The sequence below is a fragment of the Roseovarius sp. B-10 genome, assembly GCF_056859295.1.
In genome coordinates this window covers 29296-54087 of the sequence record NZ_JBSXOE010000045.1, presented here as the reverse complement: position 1 = coordinate 54087, position 24792 = coordinate 29296, and the positions used below count along the sequence as shown (strand labels likewise).

At 60.6% G+C, this 24792-nt stretch carries 24 protein-coding genes and 2 pseudogenes; 9 read left to right on the top strand and 17 right to left on the bottom strand.

The window, feature by feature from the left end; all coding sequences use genetic code 11:
* Nucleotides 1-7 precede the first annotated feature (7 nt).
* The 3 genes from cofE to AC13D8_RS20720 are packed head-to-tail and all read left to right on the top strand — an operon-like array spanning nucleotide 8 to nucleotide 2555.
* On the top strand, nucleotides 8-766 hold the full coding sequence (gene cofE / locus AC13D8_RS20730; RefSeq protein ID WP_482970381.1) for a coenzyme F420-0:L-glutamate ligase: 759 nt from the start codon (nucleotides 8-10) through the stop codon (nucleotides 764-766).
* Nucleotides 763-1695, top strand: coding sequence for a 2-phospho-L-lactate transferase CofD family protein (locus AC13D8_RS20725; RefSeq protein WP_482970380.1), 933 nt, complete (start codon nucleotides 763-765; stop codon nucleotides 1693-1695). The genes cofE and AC13D8_RS20725 overlap by 4 nt, the downstream gene beginning before the upstream one ends.
* Nucleotides 1683-2555, top strand: a complete 873-nt coding sequence (locus tag AC13D8_RS20720) for a 3-hydroxyacyl-CoA dehydrogenase NAD-binding domain-containing protein (protein ID WP_482970379.1) — start codon at nucleotides 1683-1685, stop codon at nucleotides 2553-2555. Before AC13D8_RS20725 ends, AC13D8_RS20720 begins: the two co-directional genes overlap by 13 nt.
* A gap of 3 nt (nucleotides 2556-2558) precedes the next feature.
* Here AC13D8_RS20720 and AC13D8_RS20715 read toward each other — a convergent pair whose 3' ends face one another.
* On the bottom strand, nucleotides 2559-3605 hold the full coding sequence (locus tag AC13D8_RS20715; RefSeq protein WP_482970378.1) for an AraC family transcriptional regulator: 1047 nt from the start codon (nucleotides 3603-3605) through the stop codon (nucleotides 2559-2561).
* A gap of 149 nt (nucleotides 3606-3754) precedes the next feature.
* Between AC13D8_RS20715 and AC13D8_RS20710 the strand changes: the two genes are divergently transcribed.
* The 3 genes from AC13D8_RS20710 to AC13D8_RS20700 all read left to right on the top strand — a co-directional run bounded on the left by AC13D8_RS20710 (nucleotide 3755) and on the right by AC13D8_RS20700 (nucleotide 7539).
* Nucleotides 3755-4909 (top strand): iron-containing alcohol dehydrogenase, encoded by a 1155-nt coding sequence (locus tag AC13D8_RS20710; RefSeq protein WP_482970377.1) that lies wholly within the window; start codon nucleotides 3755-3757, stop codon nucleotides 4907-4909.
* Nucleotides 4909-5967: an enoyl-CoA hydratase/isomerase family protein gene (locus AC13D8_RS20705; protein ID WP_482970376.1), complete on the top strand. Its 1059-nt coding sequence runs from the start codon at nucleotides 4909-4911 to the stop codon at nucleotides 5965-5967. The genes AC13D8_RS20710 and AC13D8_RS20705 overlap by 1 nt, the downstream gene beginning before the upstream one ends.
* A gap of 123 nt (nucleotides 5968-6090) precedes the next feature.
* A complete protein-coding gene (locus AC13D8_RS20700) occupies nucleotides 6091-7539 on the top strand; it encodes an NAD-dependent succinate-semialdehyde dehydrogenase (RefSeq protein ID WP_482970375.1) in 1449 nt (482 codons plus the stop codon).
* A 75-nt stretch (nucleotides 7540-7614) separates the two neighbouring features.
* Here AC13D8_RS20700 and AC13D8_RS20695 read toward each other — a convergent pair whose 3' ends face one another.
* The 3 genes from AC13D8_RS20695 to AC13D8_RS20685 form a co-directional block, all read right to left on the bottom strand.
* Entirely contained in the window at nucleotides 7615-8094 is a 480-nt protein-coding gene (locus AC13D8_RS20695) for a recombinase family protein (RefSeq protein ID WP_482970400.1), read from the bottom strand.
* A 70-nt stretch (nucleotides 8095-8164) separates the two neighbouring features.
* Nucleotides 8165-9043, bottom strand: coding sequence for a TniQ family protein (locus tag AC13D8_RS20690; protein WP_482970374.1), 879 nt, complete (start codon nucleotides 9041-9043; stop codon nucleotides 8165-8167).
* A 144-nt stretch (nucleotides 9044-9187) separates the two neighbouring features.
* On the bottom strand, nucleotides 9188-10033 hold the full coding sequence (locus AC13D8_RS20685; RefSeq protein ID WP_482970399.1) for a TniQ family protein: 846 nt from the start codon (nucleotides 10031-10033) through the stop codon (nucleotides 9188-9190).
* 377 nt (nucleotides 10034-10410) lie between these two features.
* Here AC13D8_RS20685 and AC13D8_RS20680 point away from each other — a divergent pair, with 377 nt between their 5' ends.
* Both AC13D8_RS20680 and AC13D8_RS20675 read left to right on the top strand, forming a co-directional pair.
* Nucleotides 10411-11793: a Mu transposase C-terminal domain-containing protein gene (locus tag AC13D8_RS20680; protein ID WP_482970373.1), complete on the top strand. Its 1383-nt coding sequence runs from the start codon at nucleotides 10411-10413 to the stop codon at nucleotides 11791-11793.
* A complete protein-coding gene (locus AC13D8_RS20675) occupies nucleotides 11753-12595 on the top strand; it encodes a TniB family NTP-binding protein (RefSeq protein ID WP_482970372.1) in 843 nt (280 codons plus the stop codon). The genes AC13D8_RS20680 and AC13D8_RS20675 overlap by 41 nt, the downstream gene beginning before the upstream one ends.
* A 31-nt stretch (nucleotides 12596-12626) precedes the next feature.
* Here the strand turns inward: AC13D8_RS20675 and istB are convergent, their stop codons facing one another.
* Together istB and AC13D8_RS20665 are read right to left on the bottom strand one after the other, a co-directional pair.
* Entirely contained in the window at nucleotides 12627-13385 is a 759-nt protein-coding gene (istB, locus tag AC13D8_RS20670; RefSeq protein ID WP_482970371.1) for an IS21-like element helper ATPase IstB, read from the bottom strand.
* 10 nt (nucleotides 13386-13395) lie between these two features.
* Complete coding sequence (locus AC13D8_RS20665; RefSeq protein ID WP_482970370.1) at nucleotides 13396-13965, bottom strand: Mu transposase domain-containing protein; 570 nt, start codon at nucleotides 13963-13965, stop codon at nucleotides 13396-13398.
* A gap of 229 nt (nucleotides 13966-14194) precedes the next feature.
* Here AC13D8_RS20665 and istA point away from each other — a divergent pair.
* Nucleotides 14195-15163, top strand: a pseudogene (gene istA / locus AC13D8_RS20660) (IS21 family transposase); the annotation flags it as partial.
* 6 nt (nucleotides 15164-15169) lie between these two features.
* On the opposite strand, the pseudogene AC13D8_RS20655 reads toward istA, so the two are convergent.
* The 11 genes and pseudogenes from AC13D8_RS20655 to AC13D8_RS20605 all read right to left on the bottom strand — a co-directional run.
* Nucleotides 15170-15670, bottom strand: a pseudogene (locus AC13D8_RS20655) (TrbI/VirB10 family protein); the annotation flags it as partial.
* 638 nt (nucleotides 15671-16308) lie between these two features.
* A complete protein-coding gene (locus AC13D8_RS20650; protein WP_067296172.1) occupies nucleotides 16309-17040 on the bottom strand; it encodes a TrbG/VirB9 family P-type conjugative transfer protein in 732 nt (243 codons plus the stop codon).
* Between the two features lie 3 nt (nucleotides 17041-17043).
* Nucleotides 17044-17688, bottom strand: coding sequence for a VirB8 family type IV secretion system protein (locus AC13D8_RS20645; protein ID WP_067296170.1), 645 nt, complete (start codon nucleotides 17686-17688; stop codon nucleotides 17044-17046).
* Between the two features lie 2 nt (nucleotides 17689-17690).
* A complete protein-coding gene (locus tag AC13D8_RS20640) occupies nucleotides 17691-18692 on the bottom strand; it encodes a TrbL/VirB6 family protein (RefSeq protein WP_458296347.1) in 1002 nt (333 codons plus the stop codon).
* Nucleotides 18693-18694: 2 nt separating this feature from the next.
* Complete coding sequence (locus AC13D8_RS20635) at nucleotides 18695-19183, bottom strand: hypothetical protein (RefSeq protein WP_416616989.1); 489 nt, start codon at nucleotides 19181-19183, stop codon at nucleotides 18695-18697.
* A 3-nt stretch (nucleotides 19184-19186) separates the two neighbouring features.
* Nucleotides 19187-19996, bottom strand: a complete 810-nt coding sequence (locus tag AC13D8_RS20630) for a type IV secretion system protein (protein ID WP_416616990.1) — start codon at nucleotides 19994-19996, stop codon at nucleotides 19187-19189.
* The gene (locus tag AC13D8_RS20625) at nucleotides 19986-21074 is read right to left on the bottom strand and encodes a lytic transglycosylase domain-containing protein (protein ID WP_482970369.1); all 1089 of its coding nucleotides are present in this window, start codon (nucleotides 21072-21074) and stop codon (nucleotides 19986-19988) included. Before AC13D8_RS20625 ends, AC13D8_RS20630 begins: the two co-directional genes overlap by 11 nt.
* Nucleotides 21075-21239: 165 nt before the next feature.
* Nucleotides 21240-23543: a VirB4 family type IV secretion/conjugal transfer ATPase gene (locus tag AC13D8_RS20620; protein WP_482970368.1), complete on the bottom strand. Its 2304-nt coding sequence runs from the start codon at nucleotides 23541-23543 to the stop codon at nucleotides 21240-21242.
* Nucleotides 23544-23598: 55 nt separating this feature from the next.
* A complete protein-coding gene (locus tag AC13D8_RS20615; RefSeq protein WP_446192914.1) occupies nucleotides 23599-23874 on the bottom strand; it encodes a VirB3 family type IV secretion system protein in 276 nt (91 codons plus the stop codon).
* 23 nt (nucleotides 23875-23897) lie between these two features.
* The gene (locus tag AC13D8_RS20610) at nucleotides 23898-24182 is read right to left on the bottom strand and encodes a TrbC/VirB2 family protein (RefSeq protein WP_037239483.1); all 285 of its coding nucleotides are present in this window, start codon (nucleotides 24180-24182) and stop codon (nucleotides 23898-23900) included.
* Nucleotides 24179-24727 carry a lytic transglycosylase domain-containing protein gene (locus tag AC13D8_RS20605; protein ID WP_375342699.1) on the bottom strand — a complete coding sequence of 183 codons (549 nt, stop codon included), beginning with the start codon at nucleotides 24725-24727 and terminating at the stop codon, nucleotides 24179-24181. The genes AC13D8_RS20610 and AC13D8_RS20605 overlap by 4 nt, the downstream gene beginning before the upstream one ends.
* Between the last annotated feature and the right edge of the window lie 65 nt (nucleotides 24728-24792).

Sequence of the window (24792 nt, the reverse complement as noted above, 5' to 3'; positions counted from 1 at the left end):
AGCAGGCATGGTTTCGCTAATACCTCTGACGGATTTTCCTCTCGTTGCGCCCGGCGATGCGCTCGACGAGCAGATCGTCGCCGCTGCCGGAAGCATCGGCCTTCAGGACGGCGACGTTGTGGTTCTGGCGCAGAAGATCGTGTCCAAATCCGAGGGTCGCTACGTCGATCTGCGAACCATCTCGCCGTCGGCGGAGGCGGAGCGCCTGGCGGAATCCGCTCGCAAGGATCCGCGTCTGGTCGAAGTAATCCTCTCGGAGAGCCGCGAGGTCATGCGGACGGTTCCAGGCACCATCATCGTCAGGCATCGCCTCGGTTTCGTGCTCGCGAATGCCGGTATCGATCACTCAAATCTGCCGCGGGGGGAAGACACCGCCGCCGAGGAAGTGCTCCTGCTTCCGGCCGATCCTGACGGTAGCGCAGCGATGCTGCGTGACAGGCTCCAGAGGCGGACCGGCGTCAGGCTGGCGGTACTGATCATCGACAGCATTGGCAGGGCGTGGCGCAACGGAACCTGCGGGACCACGATCGGTGCGGCTGGGATCGAGACGCTGCGCGACCTGCGCGGCCAGCCCGACCTGTTCGGTCGGCGTCTCGAAACGTCGGAACTGGGCTTCGCCGACGAGATTGCCGCCGCAGCCTCGCTGACGATGGGCCAGGCTGCTGAAGGCAGGCCGGTTGTGGTTGTCCGGGGACTGGACTGGACTGAAAGCCCTCACTCGGCGGCGAATCTCGTTCGACCCGTTGAAAGCGACCTGTTTCGATGACTCAGCGTTTTATCGTTCTGTGCGGCGGCGTCGGCGGCTCGCGTCTGGCAGAGGGGCTGGCGCAGCATTTGCCGCCCGAAGCGCTCACCATCGTCGTCAATACGGGCGACGATTTCGACCATCTCGGGCTGCGCATATGCCCCGATATCGACACCGTGCTCTACATGCTGGCCGGATGCGTCAGCCGCGAACGGGGCTGGGGTCGCGACGACGAAAGCTGGGTGGCGCACCAGACGCTTGCAACGCTCGGTGGGCCGGCCTGGTTTCAGCTCGGCGACCGCGACATCGGCCTGCATCTTGCACGCAACGCGCTGCTGAGCGAGGGCAGGGGACTTGCGGAAACTGTCCGCCGTCTTGCGTCTGCGCTCGGGGTTTCGTATGCGCCTGTACCCGTAACCGAAATTCCGGCCCCAACGATCGTGCGGACAGTCGAGGGCGATCTTGCTTTTCAGGACTATTTCGTGCGCCGCAGGGCGGATGTGAGCGTCCTCGGGTTGCGGTATGGAGCCACGCCAGCCACTCCCCTGTCCGAAGAAGTCGAGACGGCATTTGCCGACCCTCATCTAGCGGGGATCATCATTGCGCCTTCGAATCCCTTCCTGAGCATTGCGCCGATGCTGGCGACGGGCGACCTGCGGCAAAAACTCGCCGGGCGAACCGTCCCGGTTCTTGCCGTTTCTCCCTATATTGACGGGCAAGCCGTCAAGGGACCTGTGGCGCGGCTGCAGGCCGATCTGGGCCTTCCAGCCGGCGATGCGGGGCTGCTCGCCTGTTATGCTGGTCTGGTGGACATCCTGTTCACAAGCGGAAGCGACTGTCACGCCGCTGACCACATCAGCATCGAGGATGGGGACACGTTCATGCCGGACGCGCAGGGACGCGGCAGGGTGGCGCGGCGGGTTCTGGAGCGGCTGGGATGGCGCGGATGAATCCCGTTGTGGTTGTGGGCGACGACGGCTATGCCGAGGCGCTTACCGGCTTCCTCGCCGACCGGGGTGGCGTGCGGCTGGTCTCACCCGACGCTCACGACCTTCAGGACAGTCTGGCGACCGCTCAATGGATCATCGAGGCGGCGGGTCGAGACCCGGAGCGGAAGCGGGCGGTGCTGGCGCATTGCGCGACGACCGTTTGCCCGGTCGTAACGTCGGATTCCTCGGTGATAACGCGCGCGGAACTGATCGCCGGACTCCCCGCCGATTTCCAGCGACGCCATGCGGTCGCCCATTTCTTTTTTCCGTTGAAATACTGTCCGCTGGTCGAACTCGTGACCGGATCGGAGGCCGCTGCGCCGATGAACGACAAGGCGGTCGCTATTTTGCAGTCGCGGCTGTCGGGGGATCTTGGCCGTGCCGTCGTGCGTCTGCCGGACAATGCCGGCTTCTGCGCCAACCGTGTCGGCCTTTTCACCATCGCGGTCGCGTTCTCCCGCGCCCTCAGCAGCGAAGCGGATCGCGGCGCAATCGACTCCATGGCGATACCCGCGCTCGGATTGCCGCGCTCCGGCCTGTTCGGCACAGCTGGCCTGATCGGCTTTCCGACGCTGATCGCCCTGCTTTCGGCCCTCATGCAGCGCTTGCCGGCCGACGACCCGCTCTCTGAGCATGGGTCCACCGCGCTGGAGGCGCTGGGACGGGAAGACGCGCCCGGACGGGCAAGCGCGGCGGAGGCGGTCGTGGCCGCACTGGCCTGCGACCGTGACAACTATATGGCACTGGTGGCCGGACAGAACGGCCTCGATATGGAAACGCTGCGGCGGATCATGACGCAGAGCTACGGCTGGAGCAAGTGAATGTCAGCCCCGGTTGCGCTCAAGCCCGTTCTCCAGGAACTTGCCGAGAATCTTCTTGCGATAGTCTCGCGGGCTCATGCCGGTCCATTGCTTGAAGGCGCGGGTAAAGGCGCGTGTTTCGGAATATCCGAGATTTACCGCTATGGCGCTGACGGTTCGCTTCGTCTTCAGCAATTGCCGAAGCGCGAGATCCCGGCGAATGCCCTCGATCACGCTGCGAAAACTCGTTCCCTCGTCGTGCAGTCGCCGCCGCAGCGTCTGCGCGCTTATGCCATATTGGTCGGCGACGTGGGCGACCTGCGGAAAGAACACATATTCACCCTTCGCCGCGAGAATGTCGTTGCGGATGCGCCTCGCCATGCTGTTCAGATTGGTCGGAACCGTCATGAACACCAGCGGCGCGCGCTCCAGCATGGTCTTCAGTTCGGCGCGGTTGCGGACGTTTGCGACGTCGTCGAGATCCTCGTTGAAGATCAGCCGGGTCTTTTCCTGCGAAAACCTGTGCTCTCCGGGGAACATGTAGCGCAGCTCCTCGGCGCGCTCGACAGGGCGGGGATATTCGAACTCCACCGCCTCCACCAGAATATTGCGGCCAGCCATCCAGCAGATCGCCCGATACCAGATGGAAAGCCAGAATTCGAGGAAGTAGTGGTTTGGGTCGAACTCCGGATTGCGGAAGCTGATTTCGAGAACGTGGCGGTTCTCCACCCTGGAGAAGTCCATCCGGATCTCGTCGGTGAACAGGCTGTAGAAAAGAACGCCTTTCCGCAGCGCCGCCGCGATCGTGTGCTCGTGGATGCTGACATTGCACATCATGGCGAAGACGCCGGGCTTGCAGCGACTCTTCATGAATCCCATGAATTCGTCGTCCAGAAGGAGCCAGACCATCTGGACCAGTTCCGCCAGTTTCTCGGATGGCCCGCGCCAGGTGGGGTCGTTCACCTCGGCGGGGTCGAGCCCGATATGTTCCAGAAGATGATCGACACTGACCCCGAGCCGTTCCGCGCCCCGGAGCGTTTCACGAAAGTAGTGCGAGCAGGATGTAGCCAAAAAATTTCACCTTTCAGAACACGAGTGGCGGCGCCCGGAACATTGCGTCTCGCACGGAGGGCGTCAAGGGCAGCGGATCCACCGGACCCATTGCATCCGAGGCCATATCCCGCGCCCGTACGAACAGTTCATCAGGAAGGAGCGACGCCATGAGAGCGTTTGATTTTGCGACGGTTCCCCATATTCACATGGAACGCGGCGGTGCAGCCCGTATCGGCGAACTCCTGAAGAAATGGTTCCCCGCCGGCAAGGTTCTCGTCGTCACCGACCGGTTCCTGCATGGCTCGGGACTGCTGTCCGGCGCGCTGGACTCGCTTGTGAAGCACGGATATCCGGCTTTCGTTTTCGACGGTGTCGAAGCCGATCCGGCGGAAAGAATCGTCAGCTTGTGCGTTGAGATGGCGATACGCGAGAAGGTCGAGATCGTCATTGGCATCGGCGGGGGCTCGTCCATGGATGTGGCCAAGGTGGTGGCCGCCATCGCCCATTCCGGCCAGCCGATCGCGGAAGCCTACGGCATCGGAAACCTTCACGGGGGGCGGCTGCCTCTGGCGCAGGTGCCAACCACTGCCGGCACGGGGTCGGAGGTCACCCGCATCTCGATTCTGACCACGGCGGAAAGCACCAAGCTGGGGATCGTCGCCGACGCGCTCTATGCCGACCGGGTTCTCCTCGATGCCGACCTCACCCTCGGCCTGCCTCCTGCACATACAGCCGCGACCGGGATCGACGCGATGGTTCACGCCATCGAGGCCTATACCTCCGCGCATCTCAAGAACCCGCTATCCGACATGCTGGCGCGCGAGGCGCTGAAACTGCTTTCCGCCAACCTGCTCGCAGTTTGCGAGGATGGAACCGATGCCGATGCGCGGGAGGCGATGTTGTTGGGATCGATGCTGGCGGGACAGGCGTTCGCCAATGCGCCCGTCGCGGCGGTGCATGCGCTCGCGTATCCGCTCGGCGGCAGGTTCCATATCCCTCACGGTTTGTCGAATGCGCTGATGCTCGGGCCGGTGCTGACCTTTAATCGTGCCGGTGCAACTGCCCTCTATGCGGAGCTTGCCGAGGTGCTTGGCAATCCACGTACAGGTAACGACGAAGTCGACGCGCAGACATTCATCGATTCCATACTCGTTTTGGTGGAAAGGTCCGGAGCGCCACGGCGTCTGAGAGACGTGAGCGTGCCGCGCGAAGCTCTGCCGATGCTCGCTGCCGATGCGATGAAGCAGACGCGCCTTCTGGTCAATAACCCAGTGCCGGTCAACGAGGCCGCTGCCCTGGCGATGTACGAACAAGCCTATTGATGCGCAGAGCAGATATTCCCAAAGGCGAGGGCGACGTCCTGGTTTGGAGCGAGGGGGCGGCGGGGAGAATCCATCTCAACAGACCCCAGGCCATGAACGCCCTCAACAACGTTATGGTTCGGATTATCCTTCGGGCCATGTCGGATTTTGAGGCGCGGGACGACATAAGCGCCGTGGTGGTCACCGCGCAGGACGCTCGCTCATTCTGTGCAGGAGGGGACCTTAAGGAACTCTATAACCTTGCGCTTCAGGACCGTGAAATGGCCGTCAGAATCTGGAGCGAGGAGTATATCCTGAATGCCAGGATAGCGACTTACCCCAAGCCTTGGCTCTGCCTCGTCGATGGACTATGCATGGGTGCCGGCATGGCCATGGCTGTACACGGCCGGATGGTGGTGCTGTCAGAGACGGCGCAGCTTTCCATGCCCGAGGTGCGCATCGGGTTCTATCCCGATGTTGGCGTGACGTTCCATTTGAGCCGCCTTCCGGCCAGGCTCGGCTTTTATTATGGCTTGTCGGGTCGCCCGATTGCTCCCGGACGGGCCGTCGAAATGGGCCTTGCTCAGGCGGTCGTGCCACAAAGGCTGCACGGCGAGTTGATCGCCGCAATCGCGAACGAAGCGGATCCCCTCATGCTGATTCAGCGTCTTGCCCTGCCGACACCGGTAACGATGCCGGATGAGCTGTCCACCTTCTGCGAAGAGGTGTTTTCGGCGCCAACCTGGGATGAATGCAGCGAACGTTTAGCGGCGCGTCATTGTGACATCGGTATGGACCTCAGCGAAATGCTTCTCCGCTTCTCGCCGGCGGCGCTGCATATCGCGTTCAAAGCCCTCACGAATGCGCAGGAACTTCCCACCGTCCCGCATTGTCTGCGGCGGGACATGATGATGAACGCCATGATCCTCCAGCGTCATGATTTCTACGAAGGCGTCCGGTCTCTGTTCTTCGTTCGCGGGACTGAACCGGTCTGGAAGGACGATCCGGCGACGGCATGGCCGCCCCAGTTCAACAGAATATTTCATGAAAATCTGCGGGGTATTTGCTTCTCGGAATGACTGATTGTCGGTTCGGGCAGGCAAATGTCGGCAGCACAACGCATCAAGGAGACTGCGAATGCGGTTTGAGAATTACGGTCCACACGGTCTGGGGTCGCTTAGGGCCGAACTGGAGGACATGGCATGAAACTCAGCGATCCCGCACTGTTCCGGCAAGCTGCCTTTATCGGGGGCATTTGGCATCCCGCGGACGCCTCTAGCATGAGGGTGATCGACCCGGCTACCGGTGAAGAATTAGGGCGTGTTCCCTATGTGCCCGTCGCCCGGGTTCGCCAGGCAATCGAGATGGCGGAAGCCGCCCGGAAGGTCTGGGCGCGAACCACGGCTAAACATCGCGCGGACATATTGCGCCGTTGGTACGATCTAATCGTCGCCCATCGCGACGACCTGGCGATGATCCTCACGCGCGAACAAGGCAAGCCTCTTGCGGAGGCCAAGAACGAAATCACCTATGGCGCCTCTTTCATAGAATGGTTCGCGGAAGAAGCGCGCCGCGTCTATGGTGATATCGTGCCGGGTCACCATCCCGACAAGCGCATTCTCGTATTCAAGCAGCCTGTGGGCGTAGTCGCAGCGATCACGCCATGGAATTTTCCAGTTGCGATGATTACCCGAAAAGTCGGCCCTGCGCTGGCGGCCGGATGTGCGGTCGTGCTCAAGCCCGCGGCGCAAACACCATTTTCTGCTCTCGCTTTGGCCGCTCTTGCCGAACGAGCTGGGATTCCGGCAGGCCTTTTCTCCGTCGTGACCGGATCGTCACGCGAGATCGGCGCGGAAATGACCTCGAATCCAACCGTGCGCAAACTGACCTTTACGGGCTCGACAGAAGTCGGGGCGCAGATTTACGCGCAATCGGCGCGGACCATCAAGAAGCTGGGTCTTGAACTGGGCGGCAATGCACCCTTCATCGTCTTCGATGACGCTGATCTCGATGCCGCCGTCCAGGGCGCGATGATCGCCAAGTTCCGTAACAACGGGCAAACCTGCGTCTGCGCAAATCGCTTCTACGTTCAGGATGGAGTGTATGATGCTTTTGCCAGCAAGTTGGCGCATGCGGTGTCCCGGCTCAAGGTTGGCAACGGCCTTGAGGCCGACGTCGACCTCGGTCCCCTGATCGACAACTCGGCAGTCGCCAAGGTGGAGCAGCATATCGCTGACGCGGCCGATAAGGGTGCGCAAATTGTCGTGGGCGGCAAGCGTCACGCCCGCGGCGGCACTTTCTTCGAGCCAACAGTTTTGACTGGTGTCACTGCCGAAATGGCCGTCGCGTCTGAAGAGACATTCGGGCCGATCGCCCCGCTTTTCCGCTTTACCAGCGAGGACGACGTGATCCGTCAGGCAAACGATACCGAATTCGGTCTCGCATCCTACTTCTACGCAAAGGATCTCTCGCGTGTGTTTCGCGTGGCTGAGACGTTGGAATACGGCATGGTTGGTGTCAACACGGGCTTGATTTCAACCCCGGAAGCACCCTTTGGCGGGATCAAGCAATCGGGGCTCGGCCGCGAGGGCTCACGCCATGGGATCGATGATTTCCTCGAACTGAAATATGTTTGCCTGGGCGATATCTGAAAGCCCTCTCTGATTGAGGGCATCGCGTTGAAAGTTCGCTAAACAACGGCAAGGTAGAACAAAGCGTGATTTTCGCTATGCAGGTCGTCTGATGCCCTGCCGCCTCATCTCCCGATATATCGTAGATCGGCCAAGGCCGAGCTGCCTGGCAGCTTCGGCGGGTGAGGTTTTCGCCTCGACCAGCTTGATGGCGGCCTCGACCTTTCTCATGTCGAGTGGTTGTCGGCCAGGCCGTTTGCCTTTCGCCCTCGCGGCTGCCACACCGTCTTTCGTCCGCTCGGAGATCAGACGCCGCTCGAAATGGGCGATGGCGCCGAACACGTGAAAGACAAGCTCGCCGGCGGCCGAGGATGTGTCGATCTTCTCCTCAAGGCTGAGCAGAGCAATCTGCCGCTCCCGAAGCATCGTCACCGTTGCAAGTAGTTCCGCCAGTGAGCGGCCGAGACGATCGAGACGGACGATGGCGAGCGTATCGCCGGGACGGGCGTAGCCGAGAAGATCGGCGAGGCCTGGCCGGTCCATGCTCTTTCCCGATTTGACGTTGTCGCTTGGCAGCTAACCGCGAGAATGCGGTCGATTCCTTGCAGTTTTCCATTTAACCATGAGAATCTGATAGACGTGGTTCTCAAATTAACTGCCTCTGTGAGGCGTACGGGTGTTTACCAGCCTGTGCGATCAGTTTCTCGGCGGCGTCGCTGAATCGAGTCATGTTGTCGCCAAGCATGTAACGGCGGAGCATTCGGAGCATCTCAGGTCCGGCGCGTTTAACTATGGCCACGCCCGTCAATAGGCTTGCCCGCAGGTGGAGCGGCAGGATTGGCCTTGCAGGCGTGGAAAGGTCCACCCGTTCTGCGGCGACCACCCGATCGAGATCGGGGATGATGACGCCGAGGACGCGGAAGAGATAAAGCTCATGCTTTGATGGCACGGGGAAGATTATCCGCCGCATGAGCAGAAGTCGGGCGATTTCAGTTGGCGAAGCCCAGGTCCGAGCACCGCGCTCGATCTCATTGTCGAGAAGCTTCTCGCCCCGTATTGCCATGCTATGATAATGCCGGAAAGGAGAGGGGACTTCGTGCCCATCTCGGTCTCGTAGGAGGTCTCCACAGCGAGAGCATGTGATCCGCCAGCCCAGCAGCTGGCTTCGCAGCACGGGTAGGGGCGCCGCATGGACAGGATTGCAGATTGTGCAACGCTGTGACGGCCTCACGGCGATCCATCGATGGAACGACGGCGGGACGTTGGTGAAGGTCATACGGTGTATGTCAGCCTGCTCTGCAGCGAACATGTTGGCGAGGCGAACTTCCTGGTTTTCAGCCAGATTGAGGTCAGCTGCTCGCAACGATGCGGCCTCTGGCAAGCAATGCCGAAGCATGACGAGCGACGGCACTGCGTAGAAGTCGGCATGACGTCCGATCCAGGACGACAACAACTCATCCCGATGCGGCTTGAAGCAGACCGGCAGTCTTGAGGGCGGCAATCCGGCGCTGGTGAAGCGGCTCATGCAAATGCGGCTTCGGCGTCGAACTCGGGTACCCAACGCTCAATTGCTTCATCCGTGACCTGTGTCGCTTGGCACTTAACCGTGAGAATGCGGCCGCTTTGATCCAATTTGGCAGTTAACGTGAGAATCGTTCCGGGAAGATTCTCAAATTAATTGAATTTGCGATGACGCGGTCGATCGGCAGGTACTGCTTATTATCTCTTCGATGGCACTCCTGAAGCGCGCTTTGTTCTCACCCATCATTTGGCCGCATAGCATCTCAAGCATCTCGGGTCCGGAACGTTCAACGATTGCTACTCCGGCCAGCAGAGCCGGCCGAAGATGTAATGACAGAATTGGGATTGCCGATGACGGTAGGCTCTGCCGTTCAACAGCATCATCTAGATCTGGAATGAGTGCGCCGAGCACCCTGTAGCGCCAGGGCTGATAGTCTTCCAGGCTGTGTTTCGTCCCTCGTCGCATCAGCAGAAGTTGTGCGATCTTGGCTGGCGATGCCCAGGTTCGGACTCCGCGTTCGGCCTCATTGTGAAGCAGCCTCTCTCCCGCAAGAGCAACAGCATGGTAGCTGCCGAAGGCAGAGCGGCGGTCAGGCGCGCCGGGGTAAGCGAGCGACGTGCCGCAAAGAGTGCAGGTGATACGCCAGCCGAGAAGCTGACTTCGAAGAACAAGCCTCGGTTCCGTCTCTGGGGGATGACAGGCTGAGCATGACTGTATCGCATCCGTCGCAATCAGGCACCGCGACGACCGGGCGATATCTGTGAAGGTGGTGCGGCGGATCGTTGCCTCATCCACGCAGAGTATATGCGCCAGGCGGAGGATCTGATTGTCGTTGAGACTAAGATCGGTGGCGCGCAGGGATGGCGTCTCTGGGAGGCAATGCCGAAGCATGGCAAGGGGAGGGACACCATAGAACACCGCATGCCGAGCAACCCACGACGACAGCAGCTCATCGGTGCAGGGAGCTAGCGTTACTGTCGCGTGGCCCTTAATTCTGAGATGACGAATTCAACAAAAACAATGGCACACCGTTGCCCTTAAATGCGAGATGTTGCATTTTATTCTGAGATTCTTGCCGTTAATGGTGAGACAGGGTTCACGGGACTGGTCTATTAGTGGGGTTGCAAGCTGATCGCGAAGAAATCGGGGGGCTCGGCGCAGAGGAACAGCGCCGGGCGTCGGTCTTGCGGCCCTTAGTGCAGGTCTATCTTTCCGGGTCCGGCAGCTTGGAGAGCGGGGTCCGTGACGCTGTCTGGGAGCTGGGGGTAAGCCGAGCGACGGTCTGGCGGTGGATCCGGAGGCTTGCCGAAGGCGGCGGCCGAACCAGTGCGATTGTTCCGCGAAAACGTGGTCGTCCAACGGGAACTGCCATGGTGCCCGACGAAGTCGAAGCCATCATCGAAGATCACCTTATGCGATACTACTTGCGCCGGGAGCGTCCCAGCTTGGCGAGGGTGGTCGCCGAAATCCGCAGTGCTTGCGGTGAGCAGGGGTTTCAACAGCCGACGCGCCGGACAGTTCAGCGCCGCCTCGATGCGATGGATGCGCGCGAAGTCATGAAAGCGCGCGAGGGGGCGCAGGCGGCACGGCAGCGTTTCGCGCCGGTGACAGGGCAAAACGCGGCGAAATGGCCGCTGGACGTTGTTCAGATTGATCACACACCGGCGGACATCATCCTTGTCGACAGTTTCGAGCGCAAACCCATCGGCCGGCCTTGGGTGACCCTCGCGATCGACATCACCTCACGCATGGTGACGGGATACCACGTCAGCTTTGAAGCGCCATCTCGCCTTTCGGTGGCCTTATGTCTTACGCATGCTGTGGCCCCCAAAGCAGAACTGCTGGCTGACCTTGAGTGCGCCGTGCCGTGGCCTGCCCAGGGCAAACCGCGCAGCATCCATGTCGACAATGGCCGCGATTTCCGGTCCCAGGCTTTTCAGTCAGCTTGTGCGGAATGGGGGATCAACCTGGTCTACCGACCTCCGGGAAGCCCTCATTTTGGTGGGCATATCGAACGGCTGATCGGCACGATGATGGGCGCAGTGCATCTTCTGCCGGGGACCACCCAGTCGTCAGTTGCGGCCAAGGGCGGCTACGATGCCGAAGCCAATGCGGCGATGACCCTTCGAGAGTTCGATTTGTGGTTCGCCCTCGAGATCTGCCGTTACAACAACAGCGTTCACTCAAGCCTCAACTGCACGCCCGTTGCCAAGTGGGACGCGCTCGCAGGGGAAATGTCCGGCGACATCCCCTTCGATATGGAGGCCTTTCGGGTGAGTTTCCTGCCAAGTGAGCAGCGACAAGTTCGGCGCGACGGCATCCATCTGTTCGACCTGCGTTACTGGTCCGACGCCCTCGCGGGTTATGTTGGTCGCCGGGACGGAAAGGTGGTTGTCCGCTACGATCCCCGCGATCTCTCGGCCGTCTGGGTCGAACTGGATGGCGGCAGATGTGTCGAGGCCCGGTACCGCAACCTGGAAATCCCGCCGGTGTCGCTCTGGGAATACCGCGAGGCCATGCAAAAGGCACGGGCCATGGGGAAAGTGGGCACGAATGAATTGGTCCTCGCCGAATTGATCCGGCAGCAACGCCAAATTGAGGGTGAAAGCCGCGCGCTGACCAAGGCAGAACGCCGATCCCGCGAAAGGACTGTAATGAAGGGTCTGGCCGCCGATGATCGGGGATCCGAGGGGCTGCGACCGGTCGACACCGGTGATACATCGCGCCCGATGTTTAAGGTGGAGCGCTGGTGAATTGAGGGCAGAAACTGAAGATGACGGCCGTATCGCTCTCATTCAGTCGGACATCTGGATAGGCTTTCCCCGGGCAGAGCAAGTGCTGGACCGGTTACAGGGACTGATTGAGATGCCGCGGCAGACCCGCATGCCTGGCCTTCTGGTGCATGGAACGTCCGGCATCGGCAAGACAATGATCGCCCGCAACCTGTCGCGACGCTATGCGCCGGAGTATGATCCGGAGTCTGGCGTCACTCACACCCCGTTACTTCTGTTGCAGGCGCCACCCGCACCCGATGAGCGGCGGTTCTATATGCACATCCTCGCAGCCGTCGGAGCCCCGTCGTCGACGTTGAGTCTGAAGGCGCAGAGTGTTGCCTCGCTGGAAGTTCGTGTCGTGGGTCTTTTGCGCGACCTCGGGCTGCGGATGATCATGATCGACGAAGTTCACAACCTTCTGGCAGGCACGCACCGAGAACAGCGCCGGTTTCTCAATGTCCTGAGGTATCTGAGCAACGAGCTGGAAGCATCTTTGGTCTGCTACGGTGTAAGCGAAGCCGTCGATGCCATTCGCGGCGATGTCCAACTGGCCCGTCGGCTTGATGAACACCACCTGCCGAATTGGCGCGATGATGCTGAGTTCTCGGACATGATTCAGACCTTGATTGCGGCCATGCCGCTGGAGAGAAAATCCAATCTGAAAGTGCGGTCGCTCAAGCAGATCCTTGCATTGACTGGCGGGGTTGCGTATTCCGGAGCATGCGCCCACCCATTCCGACAACATGCGCCCACTTGTTCCGGGGTATCCGCCCACCAGTGACGCGTTGCCGTGAGGCAGCGTGTTTCGGGTATCAGGTTTGAGGCGTTTCGTCATCCATTTTGGCGATGGTTTTGCGCATGGAGGCGCCCTCGAGTTCGAGGCGGTAAGCGTTGTGAACGATGCGGTCGAGGATGGCGTCCGCGAACGTCGGCTCGCCGATGACGTCGTGCCAGGCCTTGATGGGCAACTGGCTGGTGATCATGATTGAGCCGCGGCCATACCGCTCTTCGACGATTTCCATCAGGTCGCGGCGTTGTGTGGCGGTGAGCCGGTCCGGTCCCCAGTCATCCAGAATGAGCAGCTGAGCTTTCGTGATGCTGCGGAACAGGCGGGGAAAGCGGCCATCACCGTGGGCCAGTTCCAGGTCTTCGAACAGGCGTGGCATCCGTTTGTAAATCACGGTGACACCATCGCGACAGGCCGCCTGCGCCAGGGCACACCCAAGCCAGGTCTTGCCGACCCCACAGGGGCCGGTGATGATCAAGCTGCGCTTGTCGGTGATCCATTTGCCGGAGAGCAGGCTCTGGAACAGCGCCTTGTCGAGGCCGCGCCGGGCGCGGTAATCGACATCTTCCGGGCAGGCGCCCACATGGCGCAGCCTGGCCGAGCGCATGCGGGCCTCGAAGCGCTTGGTTTCGCGGCTGGCGACTTCGCGGTCGACCAGCAAGCCAAGCCATTCGGCGTGGCTGAGATCGCCAGCAGCATCCTGAGCCTGTAGTTCGGCAAAAGCTTCGGCCATACCGTCAAGCCGCAGCGCCTTCAGGTGATCGAGGGTTGGGTGGTCAAGCATTGTGTTCCTTTCAATGGAAGTAATCGGCACCACGGATGTTGGTGTGGGTGATGGCAGGCTCCTCCGTGGCGCGGGTGCGGGGCTTGCTGTCCAGCCCGTTCTTCAGAATGGATTGGACCGACGAATAGGATCGTGCATTGATTTCGAGCGCCCTTTTGCAAGCCGCATCAAGCCGGTCCCGACCGAACTTGTCGGCCAGTCGGATCACGCCCAAACAGGTGCGATAACCCTGTTCGGGGTGCTTGCGGTCGCGCATCACGACCTCGGCGAAGATGGCGACGTTCGGCCCGATGCGCGCGGCCCAGGTTTGGATGCGCTGCGGCGTCCAGTCCTCGCGGAACCTGTGGTGCGCGGGCATGTGATCGCGCTGCGTGGAATGCTGCCCGTTGCCGGAGGTGCGCACATGGGAGGCGACACGCTGCCCGATATGGAAGACTTCAACCGTCCGGGCGGTGATGCGCGCCCACAGCTCTTTCTTCAGCAATTGATGGGGCACCGAGTAATAATGCCCGTCGATCGCGATGTGGTAATCGAGCCCGGCGCGGCACTTCTTCCATTCGACATAGACATAAGGCGCCACTGGCAGCGGCTTCAGAGCGGGCTTGTCGAGCTGCTCAAACAGCTGCCTGCGGCTGGCGTGCGTGTTTCACGGGATCGCGGGCACTGATTTCAGCTGATCGCGGGCAGCGATTTCACGGGAAGGCGGGCACCTGTTTCACGCGATCGCGGGCAGTGATTTCACGCGATCATGGGCAGGACTGGCCAACGAACTGAAGTTACTCCGCCTCCTGAAGAACAGGAGGATTGGAATGCCGACAGGACGTTTGACCATGCGCCGCATTCGGGACGTATTGAGATTGAGATTTGCCCAAGGGCTGAGCGAACGTGCGATCGCGGCGTCGCTGGGGCTTGGGAAAGGAAGTGTTGGGACCTACCTGCGCCGCGCGCGCGACGCTGGCTTGGCGTGGCCGCTGCCGGACGGTCTGGATGACGACAGCCTCGAGTTGTTGTTGTTTCCAAACGCATCGGATGTATCTGACCCGGACCGCCCGGTTCCGGATTGGGCGGAGATCGATAAAGAGCTGCGCCGTCGCAACGTGACCCGCATGTTGCTGTGGCAGGAATATCGTGCGCAGCACCCCAACGGGTTTGGTTACACCTGGTTTTGCACCCATTTTGAGGCGTGGAAAGGGCGCGTCCGACCGAGCATGCGGCAAACGCATGTCGGCGGTGAAAAGGTATTTATCGATTTTGCGGGTGACACGATCGACATCGTCGATCCGGCCACGGGTGAGGTCAGCGAGGCCAAGCTGTTTGTCGCTGCGATGGGGGCTTCCAGCTATACCTATGCTGTGGCTATTGCCAGCGAAGGCCTTGAGGACTGGATTGCGGCCCATGTCGGAATGTTCGCCTATCTGGGCGGCGTGCCACAGGTCGTTGTGCCCGACAATCTCAAGTCAGCCGTCACCAAGGCAGACCGATATGATCCCGGCTTGAACCGGACCTATGCCGAAATGGCGGAACATTACGGCACGGCGATCCTGCCTGCGCGCGTGCGCAAACCCAAGGATAAAGCCAAGGTCGAGGTGGCCGTTCAGGTTGCCCAACGCTGGATCCTCGCGCGGTTGCGCAATCACAGGTTCTTCTCGCTGGCAGAGCTGAATGCCGCCATCCGGCCGTTGCTGGACGAATTGAACATGCGTGTCATGCGCGATTATGGGGCAAGCCGAGCGGCCCTGATCGTCCGCGCCAAATGCGGCGAGCTGAACCGATTGCCCCTCGGGTGTGACGATGCGTGACCAGCCAACCAGAATGCGGGCCTGGCCCAAAGAGACATTCGAATTGTAGGTCCCGAAGAGGCGGGAGCCTTCGGGAATGAGAACGCGGGACTGATCGAAACTCCAGACCGGGTAGTTCACGATGGCGGTAATCTGTCCGGGCAATGTGGATTCGATGGCGGTTTCCAGTGACGCTTGAATGAGCGTGCCCTGCAGAACCGTATTGGAAGGATTGGCGATTACCTCCGCTGTCGCGACTTGAACGGGCTGGGCACCGTCCAACACGAAGGCGCGCGCCGCCGCATCTCCGAGCGCGGGCCCCCTCTCGGGGTCGGATGCCGGACTGCCCGTCTGTCCGCCCGCATCAAAGATCACCCCTTCGGACCGGATTTGTGTGTCGCGCAGCGCCGCCGCCTCGGCACGCCGACGGTCCAGTTCAGCCCGCCGCGCGGCTTCCTCGGCGGCGAGCTGATCCCTCTCGGTTTGCGCGCGTAGAGCATCATTCATTCCGTCATCGATCTGCTGTTGCAGGGCGTCGTTCTGGCGCTGCAGTCCGAGCATTTGCTCCATCAACTGCTCCATCCGGCCATCGGCAACACGCGCACGTGCGGCAACCTCATCGGCGATACGCTTTTGCGCTTCAAGATCGGCTTCTGCCAACCGGGTGTCCATCTCGCTTTGCATCTGGGCGATGAGCGCCGTGTTCTGTTCCTGGACCGAGCGCAGCGCTTCGGCCAGCTCGGCGGAATTGTCGGGGGCAGGGGCTTCGGCCAGTCTTGCCAACTGGGCTTGTAGGGCGACCACGTCGCTCGCAAGCTTGGCGTTCTGTTCCTCGAGGGCTTGGCGCTGCGCCGCGAGTTCATCCTCGATTGGTCCGGGATCGAATCTCGGCTCTGATCTTTGTTCGGTCGGTTCCGCGTCGGTTGTCATGCGGCCGAACCCGTCACCGTCGACCTGATCCTGAAAGTCGTCGGCTTTCGATGTTTCAACGGCAGAAGTGATGCCGCTGCCTTGCACAAGCGGGTAGGCAATGATGGCGGTCCCTGCCAGAAGCAATGCACCCAAACCAAGCCTGAGCCCGAGAGATGCGCGCCGCTTGGGCGCGAAGCTGTATTCCTTTCCCCCTGTTTTCTCGTCGCTCATGATCAGAACTCCCGTCCACGCAGGGCGGCCACGGCGGCAGCCTCGGTCGTGAACCCACCAGTTTCCCGGGTAATGCAGATATGATCTTCGCCCATGCGGATGGTGTAGGCGTCCCGCACGCCGGTGACCCGCACGACCGCACCTTGCGTCTGGCTGTTCTGGGTGATCTCGTAGCCTTGGGCGTTCAAGCCGAAGATCGAGGGCCGCACGCCGGGCCGGAATTCAAAGAATGTCGAGCGCCCATCATTCCAGACCCTCGTCGGGCGGATCGCACCGCTGCCCGCGAACTGATAGCCGGTATCTCGGCCTCCAGCCGCAAGCTGGCGCCCGGCGGGTCGCTCGTCGGGAAAGTTTACGACGACCCGGAAAGACTGTGTCCGCGAGCGTCCCTCTGTCAGATAGAAGGCGACAGCGCGGCGGTTGGTAAAGATCGTCAGGTTTGTCGCGGCCCGTGCCTCGACAGGCTTGATCGAGATCGTATTGCGGTTTGACAGAACCTCCACTTCATAGGACGCGGAGTCACCGATCAGGACTTGATTGATCCGTTCGCCGGGACCGAGTTCGATTGACGTGTTTACCCGAAGGTGGGTGTCGATCCGGATCACATCCGTAGGGTTGAAGGTCACGTGGCGAACGCGGGCGTCCTGACCCATGGTGACCGGTGCGCGCTCGGCCAAGGCGGGCGTTACGAGCAACCCGCCGACCGTTGCGATGGCAATTATGACGGTTTTCATGAACTATTCTCGTGTCAGTGTTTCGGCATCGACCCGGTAAGCGGTCACCGAGAAGCCTAGGGGGTTTTCCCAAACGCGTGTCAGGGAGCGTTCGCGGCGGGGGGCAAACTCAAACCCTACGGTGGCGATGAATGTTTGCGTGACGGGGGTCTGGTTGGGTCGGGTGAGGCGTTTGTCGAACCGGATCTGGGCCACTTCGTCTTCCAGGAAGGTGATCGCCCGCACGCGGACATCGACCTGCGCATTCGCGCCATAGCTGCGCGGGGGATAATTCTCGGACCCCGTGGTCCAGAGTTCTATCAGCGAGGTGCGCGCTGACCCGCTGGAGCGCCGCTGGACACTTTCGAGCCGTTCTTGAATGCCGTTCCTAAAATAGCTTTCGCGGTCGCTGATATAGCTGACAAGCAGGGATTCTTTGATCGCTTCCTCATCGGTGATACCGGTCGGCTGAACCTGGTAGATGCGTTCTGCTGCACCCGACGTGCTGTCGACGAGGACGGTAAACACTTCGGTTTCGCGCAGGGGCAACATAACCGTAATGGTCAGAGCCAACAGCACGGATACGGCGCAGGAACAGCCCGCAACGATCCATGCGACGCGCGCTGCCCGGCGCGGACCCATCACCAAATCGATATCGAAACCACTCATGACTATCCCTTCTTCATCTTTCCGGCGAGCTTGACCGCACCGCCCGCATAGCTCCCGGCACGGGCCGCGCTGGACGATCTGTCGGAGACGCCCTGTCCCTGACGTCCTGCGTTGAAGCCCCGTCGCATGTCATCGCCGCCCCGGATCGCAGCACCGGTATTGCGCCACGCGTTCCCGGGCATCCGCGCGGCATTTGCACCGATCGAGGCGAGGCCGATGTTCGTGGCGGCAAGCCCTTGCGCGAAAGTTGGCACGAGCAACATCAGGCCGGCGCCGATCATCATCACCACGACGAACGAAATCGCGTCCCCGAGTGTTTCGACGCTGTCGAGGCTATCAGGTGCGACGGCCTCACCCGTCGCTATGGTGAAGCCAGCCATGGCAGCCACGAATAGAGGCACGAAGGCAAATCCGATGGCGAGTTTGACCCAGGCCTCGAACAGTGGCGCGGATTGTTTGAACAATGTGCAAGCCACGACCACAGGTGCGATGGCGATCAATACCGCCAACATGATTTTGGCAGCCGACAGAACGATGATGGTGATCGTCGCCATGGCAGCGGCCACAAGAAACATGATCACGCTGGTCATGGCACCGGCCAGCCAGCCGCCATTCTGGCTGATCGCCTGTCCGACATTCAGAGCTTGGGAATAGAGATCGTCTATGCCGTCATAAAGGTTTGTGACATCACCACCTGAGAGGGAGTTGAGAATACCTGAACCAAGTTCAGCAGGAGCATTTGTCAGCGCTTCGTACGGAACAGAAAGGTTTGCGTAGATCAAAAACACATTGACCAGGACAATGCGCAGCCCCACCGACACGATTGTGGAAACCGAGAGCGGCACGGCTTGCAGACCCACATTTGCGCCTACAAGAACGACCACCAACACAGATGCGGTCTGTACAACCGGGCGTACTGCGGCAACCGTTTCAGCATACGTGTCAGCTGCCACGCCCGCGACAGTTGCATCTACCAGTGCCAGAACCTCAGCGATTATGGCCATCCTTAACTACCACACCGCTCCAATTGAAAGATCTGATAGCGCTCGTTTACATCTGACCAATCGCTACGGCGGTATTTGCGAAAGACGCTGAAATCGCTGGTAATTGCATCCTGCGCCGCTTTGCCAATCCGTTCCTGCGTAAACGCATCGAGCGACTCGAGATCATAGATGCAGCCGCAGAAGCCCTGCGACATTGCAAGCTCTCTCAGGTCGGTGCCGAAGCCCCATCGAACCGCTCCACGGAAAATTTCGTTGCCGAAAAACTCAGTGTCCGGATAACTGAAGGTGCAGGTTTGCGGCTTCGGGAACATCAAAAGCCCTCTTGCCTGGACCTCACGCATCAGCTTGAGGAGGCGTTCCTCCTCCCCGTTTTCGGTGGCAGTGACGACCTCCCCGAGCAACGTATCGTCTGGCAGGTCTTGCAAGTCTTCCGCCCAGGCACTGCCTGTGAGGGCGAAGAAAATTGCAAGTAATTTGAGTGATGTATTCAAGGGTCAATCCTCAGCGCCGGAATAATCAAAGAAGGAGCGGGTGCGGGCCTGCTCGGCCGCGAAATCGATGCCATTTTGACCCTGCGCTAAGCCTTGGGCGGCATTCAGGCGCCACATCTGGCCCAGCATGTAATTCGTCTCCGCGGCCATACGCGTGTTGAGATCGATCGATTCCTTGAGCGTTTCCTGATCACCAATCGCTTCCACCAGCCCATCGATACGCTCAATGCTCTGGGCGGCTTCCTCGTAGGAAATTTGGGCTTGCCCGATAACCATGGCATTGGCAGCCGCCAGATCGGCTATGGAAGCGCCTTGCGGGTTCCCAGCGTCGTTCAGCTCGGTGAGTTTTTCTGAGGTGAACCCCGCACTGGCCATCGTCTCGCGCATGGCATCGGCGGCCCGGCGCTCTCCCATGGTGACGTCGCCATCGAGCAGATCGTCCAGCAGGCTATCAAAATCCCCGAGCGACAGACTGTCCATGAAACCCGATAGATCGGTGATCTTCTGGGCGCGGGCACGCAGGTCCTCCACATCGTTGTAGAGGGCTGCGATTTCATTCAGGCCGGTAATTGAACCCAGGACGTCATCAAGAAGGCCCTGAATATCAGTGAGGCGCTCGATCTGGGTACGCAATTCCTCGATTTGCTGAAGCTGGTTTTCCGCATCGCGCAGCGCGGCCTGCAGCTGCTCGATATTCTGCGCGAGGTTCGATCCATCGATCACAGGCACACCCTGAGCGAAGGCAGGGGGCAGGTGTGCCGCCATGAGTGTGCCCGCGACAATAATTGCGGCAAGGCGGGTGTCAGCCCTCATCGGAATACCTCCAGAAAGTGGATTGCTCCAGGTGATCGGCGGCCTCGGTCAAACCTTGTGCCGCTTCGACTTTCACGTGGGCCGCGCGCAGACGCAGCGTCAGCGCCATGAGCCGCGCCCGTTCAGCAAGCATGTAGGTGGAGCGGTCCAGTGCCTCTTTTGCGTTACGGGGCGGATCTTCACGCAAAAGCGCCGCGATCCTCGTCATGGCCTGATCGATCTGGGTGCCCATGTAGGCGCTATAGCCGACCGAGGCATCCGCCCAGTTGCCCCAGGCGGCCGAAGCGCCATCGAAGCCCGCCAGTGACCCCGTCATATCGACGCCGGTGATGGTGCCAAGATAGTCGTTGTAATAGCCGTTGATGCGCCGGACGTAGGTCTGGGTTTCCTCGAAAGGAGGCACACCACCATATTCGAGAACACGGCCGGGGCCTGCATTATAGGCCGCCAGAGCGTGATCGATCCGACCGAAGCGGTTCAGTTGCGTGAGAATGTAGCGTGCGCCACCGTCCAGGTTTTCCCAAGGATCATACGGGTTCACACCGAGATCCGATGCTGTGCCCGGCATCAGCTGGCAAAAACCGCGCGCACCCACGTGGGAGACGGCTGCATTGTTGAAACGACTTTCCTGCTTGATCAGTGACTGAAACAGGATACGCCATGTCAGCGGCGTCAGACCGGCGGCCGCAACACCGGGATGACCCTCATAGCGCCGCGCCACCGTGATGATCATGCGCTCCACGTCGCTTGGCTCACCGAAGAGGCGATCGGCGTCAGGATGATCTTCCTGGGCTGGGTAAGTCTCTGCAGCGCTCGCCCAGCCAGGCCCACCAGCCTCGAACCCACTCAGGTCGGTGACACCGGTGGTCTCCGCCAGGAAACGCTCATAGGCTTCAAGCTGCTCTTGATAGATATCCGCTTGTTCCTGGCGGGCGTCGCGCTTCTGGCCCTGCCGCAAGGCGTCGCGTGCGAGCTCTTCGACGCGAGACACAGCGCGGGCAAGGTTGGAGCCATCGATCACTGGCACGCCCTGCGCGGAGGCAAGCGAGCCAAGACCCAGGGCCAACGGAATCGCCATTCTAGAAGCTCTGGAAATCACAATGCGCATTCCGTGAAACAAGGTCGGGAGCAGGGGCCGAGAACGCCATAACGGGCCGCTCAAAACAGGGCGATCGCACGCCTGTTGATGCACCTTCGCAAGCGCTCAGGACCGTCATGGCGACCAACAGAAAAAATCGTGCTTTCACATCATGTCCTTCCAGAATTCTTCTTTCTTGCGCCAATCAGCAGGCGCCTTTTCCTCGCCGGTCTTGCCGCCACCAAGAACAGTAACCAGACCGCCCAAGCCTGCGAGATCGGTATTGACGAACACGCTGTCGGTGCCGGAACGGATCAATGCCAGCCGCAATCCGGCTGTCGGGCTGGAAAGAAAATCCGCCTCGCGCGCGTTCAGGCGCAGGATGCTGTAATCCTCTGGATTTGCCCGTGGATTGGGAAACAGGATCTGGGTTGCCACACTTTCCGCGATGATCTGGCCGACCGAACTTTGGTCCAGATGACCCGGTGTCTGGGTCAACATCATCACCACGCAGTTGCGCTTGCGCATGGTAACCAGCCAGTCATGGAGACGCTTGACGAAGATATCGTCAGCCAACATCTTCCACGCCTCGTCGATCACAATGATTGTTGGTCTGCGATCCTCGATCACGCGCTCGATACGGCGGAAGAGATAGGCGAGGAGGGCGGAGCGTTCTGCGTCCTGGTCCAGAAGTTCAGTCATGTCGAGACCAAGGACATCCTCGCCAATGGCTATCGCCTGGGCACTAGGCCTTGAGAAAAGCCAACCGTACCGGCCGACTTCTGTCCATTCCCGCACGCGGGACACCAGGTCGCCATCATCATCAGTGGAGGCCACGAGACTTGCCAAACCGTCGAAGGTTCTGAGGCCCGGCTCCGCAGCGGCAATCTGACGAACCGCCTCGTTCAGTGCTGCGGTCTGGACCGTCTCAAATGGACGGTGACGGGCCAGAATGTCGCCGAGCCAATCTGTCAGCCAGGCGGCCCCCCGCGCATCGGTCTCCGTGGTCATCGGGTTAAAGCCGGTGGGCTGGCCCACCTTGATTTCGCTGTAGCTGCCACCCAAAGCGCGGATCGCCATCTCCAACCCCTGATCCTTGTCGAAAACGATGACCCGCGCACCCACTCTGCGGGCCTGCGCCATGAGAAAAGCCGTGCCGAGTGTCTTGCCGGATCCGGTGCGGCCCAGAACAAGCGTGTGCCCGACGCTTGGCTCATCGGTCCTGCGCCCCGCTTCGTGAAAGTTGAACCGGTAGAGGCTGGAGGTCACGGTCGGGAAGGCCGTGATCGTCTTGCCCCATGGGCTGGCCTCGGGTCCGCGCCCCGGCCTTGTCTTGTGAAACGCTGCAAGTTCCGCGAAATTGTGCGACGAAACGATCCCGTCACGGATCCGGTAGGCCCAGTTTCCCGGCGCTTGCGCGAAATAAAGCGCCTTTGCGGCCCAGGATTCCCTTACCAGAACGGCACCGGTCTCTTGCCCCGCCCGCCAGATCTCGGAAGCTGCCTGTTCCAGTTCCTCGGCGCTGTCACAGAAGACCTGCACGGATGCATGGTGTGTCCCAAAGGTCGACCGGCCGGATGCCACGGCGTCGGCGGCTTCGATCAATTGCTCTGTCAGGCTGACACCAGCATCCTCGGAGGCACCCCGCTGGCGAAAGGTGCGTTGAATGCGCTCAACCATCTCATTGGCGCGCCGCGGCGTGAAAGAGTTGGTGATCGTAATGTCATAGGGCAGTTCCAACGCGTCAAGCATGGTTGGCCAGGTGCGACTGGGATAGGATTTTATCCCGAAAATCGCGCCGTATCGTGCGCTGTCGCCGCTTTCCAGCCGCATGGTTTTGCCTTGAAAGCTGACGTCGAAATTGCTCATCGTGTCAGCCAACAGTTGCCCGGGGGCCGCGATGATCTTGCCGTAGCTCTGTCCGTGTACCGCGGCCAACACTGCAAGCCAGTCCCCGCTCGAGACTGTCAGGCGCGCTGCGCCTGCGTCGGAATACATCGCCATGAGCAGCGTCATGGCCTCTTCCAGGGCAACAATTCGCGTATCGATGTCTTTCTGGAAATCGCGGCCCCCGCCTAGGGCACCCAGAACCTTCGAGAATGCCTGCGGCATCGACGGACGCATCAATACTGTCAGCATCAAGGTGCGGGCTTTCAGGTCACGTGCGCGCAGGCTTCTCTGCCACGCCGCGTCTACCGCATTTGCAAAAGGCATACCGTCAGGCGCAGCAAGGTCCGCGACATCCGGGCGTGATACCTTGTTGATGTGGAAACCGAAACGCTCGCCCAACTGACTGACGATCCGGGCAAAGCCTTCACTGATCTCATCGATCCGGGTGTCATCGCTGGTGAAGCTGTCGATCCCGCCAAGCGTGACCGACGCCATCAGATCACCCTGCCGCGTCAGGATGACATTGTCTCGCACCGCAGCAATGTAAGGTAAGTGCCGCCCAAGACGCTCGGCTTTCAAGACCTTGTCCCCAAGTGCATCCCGAACAGCGTTGCTTGCAATCAACCCCCGAAACTCACGCGACATAGAGATCGCCCCCATCGCGGGATCGCACACTCGTTCGCGGTGTGCGCGACATCACCACGTTCAAAATCTGGAACAGATGTGGATTGCGGTCTGCGACCACCCAAAGCGGTGGGTAGCCCGCGAGGAACACCAGCAGGAACCGCATGTCGTCAACCAGAATGAAAGGGATCACGGATGCGAAGACCAGCGCCACAAAATATCCGATCGGGAGACCGAATATCCGTGGCGGCTTGGTCAGCCCCAGAAAGAGTGGTGTGTCGCGCATGGAGGTCTCTGCGGCCTGTCAGATCAAGGAGCCGCAAAGCCATCGATGATGGTCTCGGCCGAAAAGATCAGCACCACGCCGACAAACACGGCGACGAAGATCGGCCAGTTGAGACGCCCGAAAAACATCATGACACCCGATCCCACGAGAGCGAGCACGCCGAGGCCACGACCGATCGGACCCGTCACCGCGTCGATGATGTTGTCGATCATGTCAGAGACCGGGCTGAGGTCCTGTGCAAGCGCCGGGGCTGCGGCCACTATCAGCAACGCGGCCAATGCCGCCCGGGTATAGTCGATGCGTTTCATATCTGGTCTCCGATGGATTGGGCATAGACGGCCATGACCTTGCGGACATGGCCTTGGGTTTCGCGGTAGGGGGGAATCCCGCCATGGCGCGCCACGGCTTCGGGGCCGGCATTATAGGCTGCAAGCGCAAGCTGCGGCGTGCCGAAACGATCAAGTTGTGTCAGCAAGTAGCGGGCGGATCCATGCAGGTTTTGCTCAGGATCATGCGGATCGACGCCAAGCACGCGCGCAGTGTCCGGCATCAACTGCCCAAGCCCGATTGCGCCGACATGCGACCGCGCGCCTGGATCAAATGCGCTTTCAATAGCGATGTTGGCGCGAAAAAATGCGAGCCAGTCGCGAGAGGACATCCCGGCCCTCCGCAGGGCCGGGTGGTCCACGTAAACCGACCCCACATCAAGGATCATAGTCTCGATCGCAGGGCGGCCCGATGGGACCCGAGGCGGAGACAGGCGTGGTGAATCAAGAGGGACGACCTCAGAGCGTGCGACACCGTCGCTTTGCTCGGGTTGGGGTCTTGCAAAGTCGAGAACGCTACTGGTCAGTCGACCAACACGGTCTGGAGCATCGAGATCGATAACGGATTGTGCATAAGTGGAAGGGCCTGAAA

Coding starts and splice junctions, on each gene's coding strand:
- AC13D8_RS20640 (WP_458296347.1), bottom strand. CDS start 18,692: ATGGCCATAATCGCTGAGGTTCTGGCACTGGTAGATGCAACTGTCGCG.
- AC13D8_RS20645 (WP_067296170.1), bottom strand. CDS start 17,688: ATGAGTGGTTTCGATATCGATTTGGTGATGGGTCCGCGCCGGGCAGCG.
- AC13D8_RS20710 (WP_482970377.1), top strand. CDS start 3,755: ATGAGAGCGTTTGATTTTGCGACGGTTCCCCATATTCACATGGAACGC.
- AC13D8_RS20680 (WP_482970373.1), top strand. CDS start 10,411: ATGGTGCCCGACGAAGTCGAAGCCATCATCGAAGATCACCTTATGCGA.
- cofE (WP_482970381.1), top strand. CDS start 8: ATGGTTTCGCTAATACCTCTGACGGATTTTCCTCTCGTTGCGCCCGGC.
- AC13D8_RS20720 (WP_482970379.1), top strand. CDS start 1,683: ATGGCGCGGATGAATCCCGTTGTGGTTGTGGGCGACGACGGCTATGCC.
- AC13D8_RS20705 (WP_482970376.1), top strand. CDS start 4,909: ATGCGCAGAGCAGATATTCCCAAAGGCGAGGGCGACGTCCTGGTTTGG.
- AC13D8_RS20615 (WP_446192914.1), bottom strand. CDS start 23,874: ATGCGCGACACACCACTCTTTCTGGGGCTGACCAAGCCGCCACGGATA.
- AC13D8_RS20630 (WP_416616990.1), bottom strand. CDS start 19,996: ATGAGGGCTGACACCCGCCTTGCCGCAATTATTGTCGCGGGCACACTC.
- AC13D8_RS20610 (WP_037239483.1), bottom strand. CDS start 24,182: ATGAAACGCATCGACTATACCCGGGCGGCATTGGCCGCGTTGCTGATA.
- AC13D8_RS20690 (WP_482970374.1), bottom strand. CDS start 9,043: ATGAGCCGCTTCACCAGCGCCGGATTGCCGCCCTCAAGACTGCCGGTC.
- istB (WP_482970371.1), bottom strand. CDS start 13,385: ATGCTTGACCACCCAACCCTCGATCACCTGAAGGCGCTGCGGCTTGAC.
- AC13D8_RS20700 (WP_482970375.1), top strand. CDS start 6,091: ATGAAACTCAGCGATCCCGCACTGTTCCGGCAAGCTGCCTTTATCGGG.
- AC13D8_RS20725 (WP_482970380.1), top strand. CDS start 763: ATGACTCAGCGTTTTATCGTTCTGTGCGGCGGCGTCGGCGGCTCGCGT.
- AC13D8_RS20625 (WP_482970369.1), bottom strand. CDS start 21,074: ATGGCGATTCCGTTGGCCCTGGGTCTTGGCTCGCTTGCCTCCGCGCAG.
- AC13D8_RS20650 (WP_067296172.1), bottom strand. CDS start 17,040: ATGAAAACCGTCATAATTGCCATCGCAACGGTCGGCGGGTTGCTCGTA.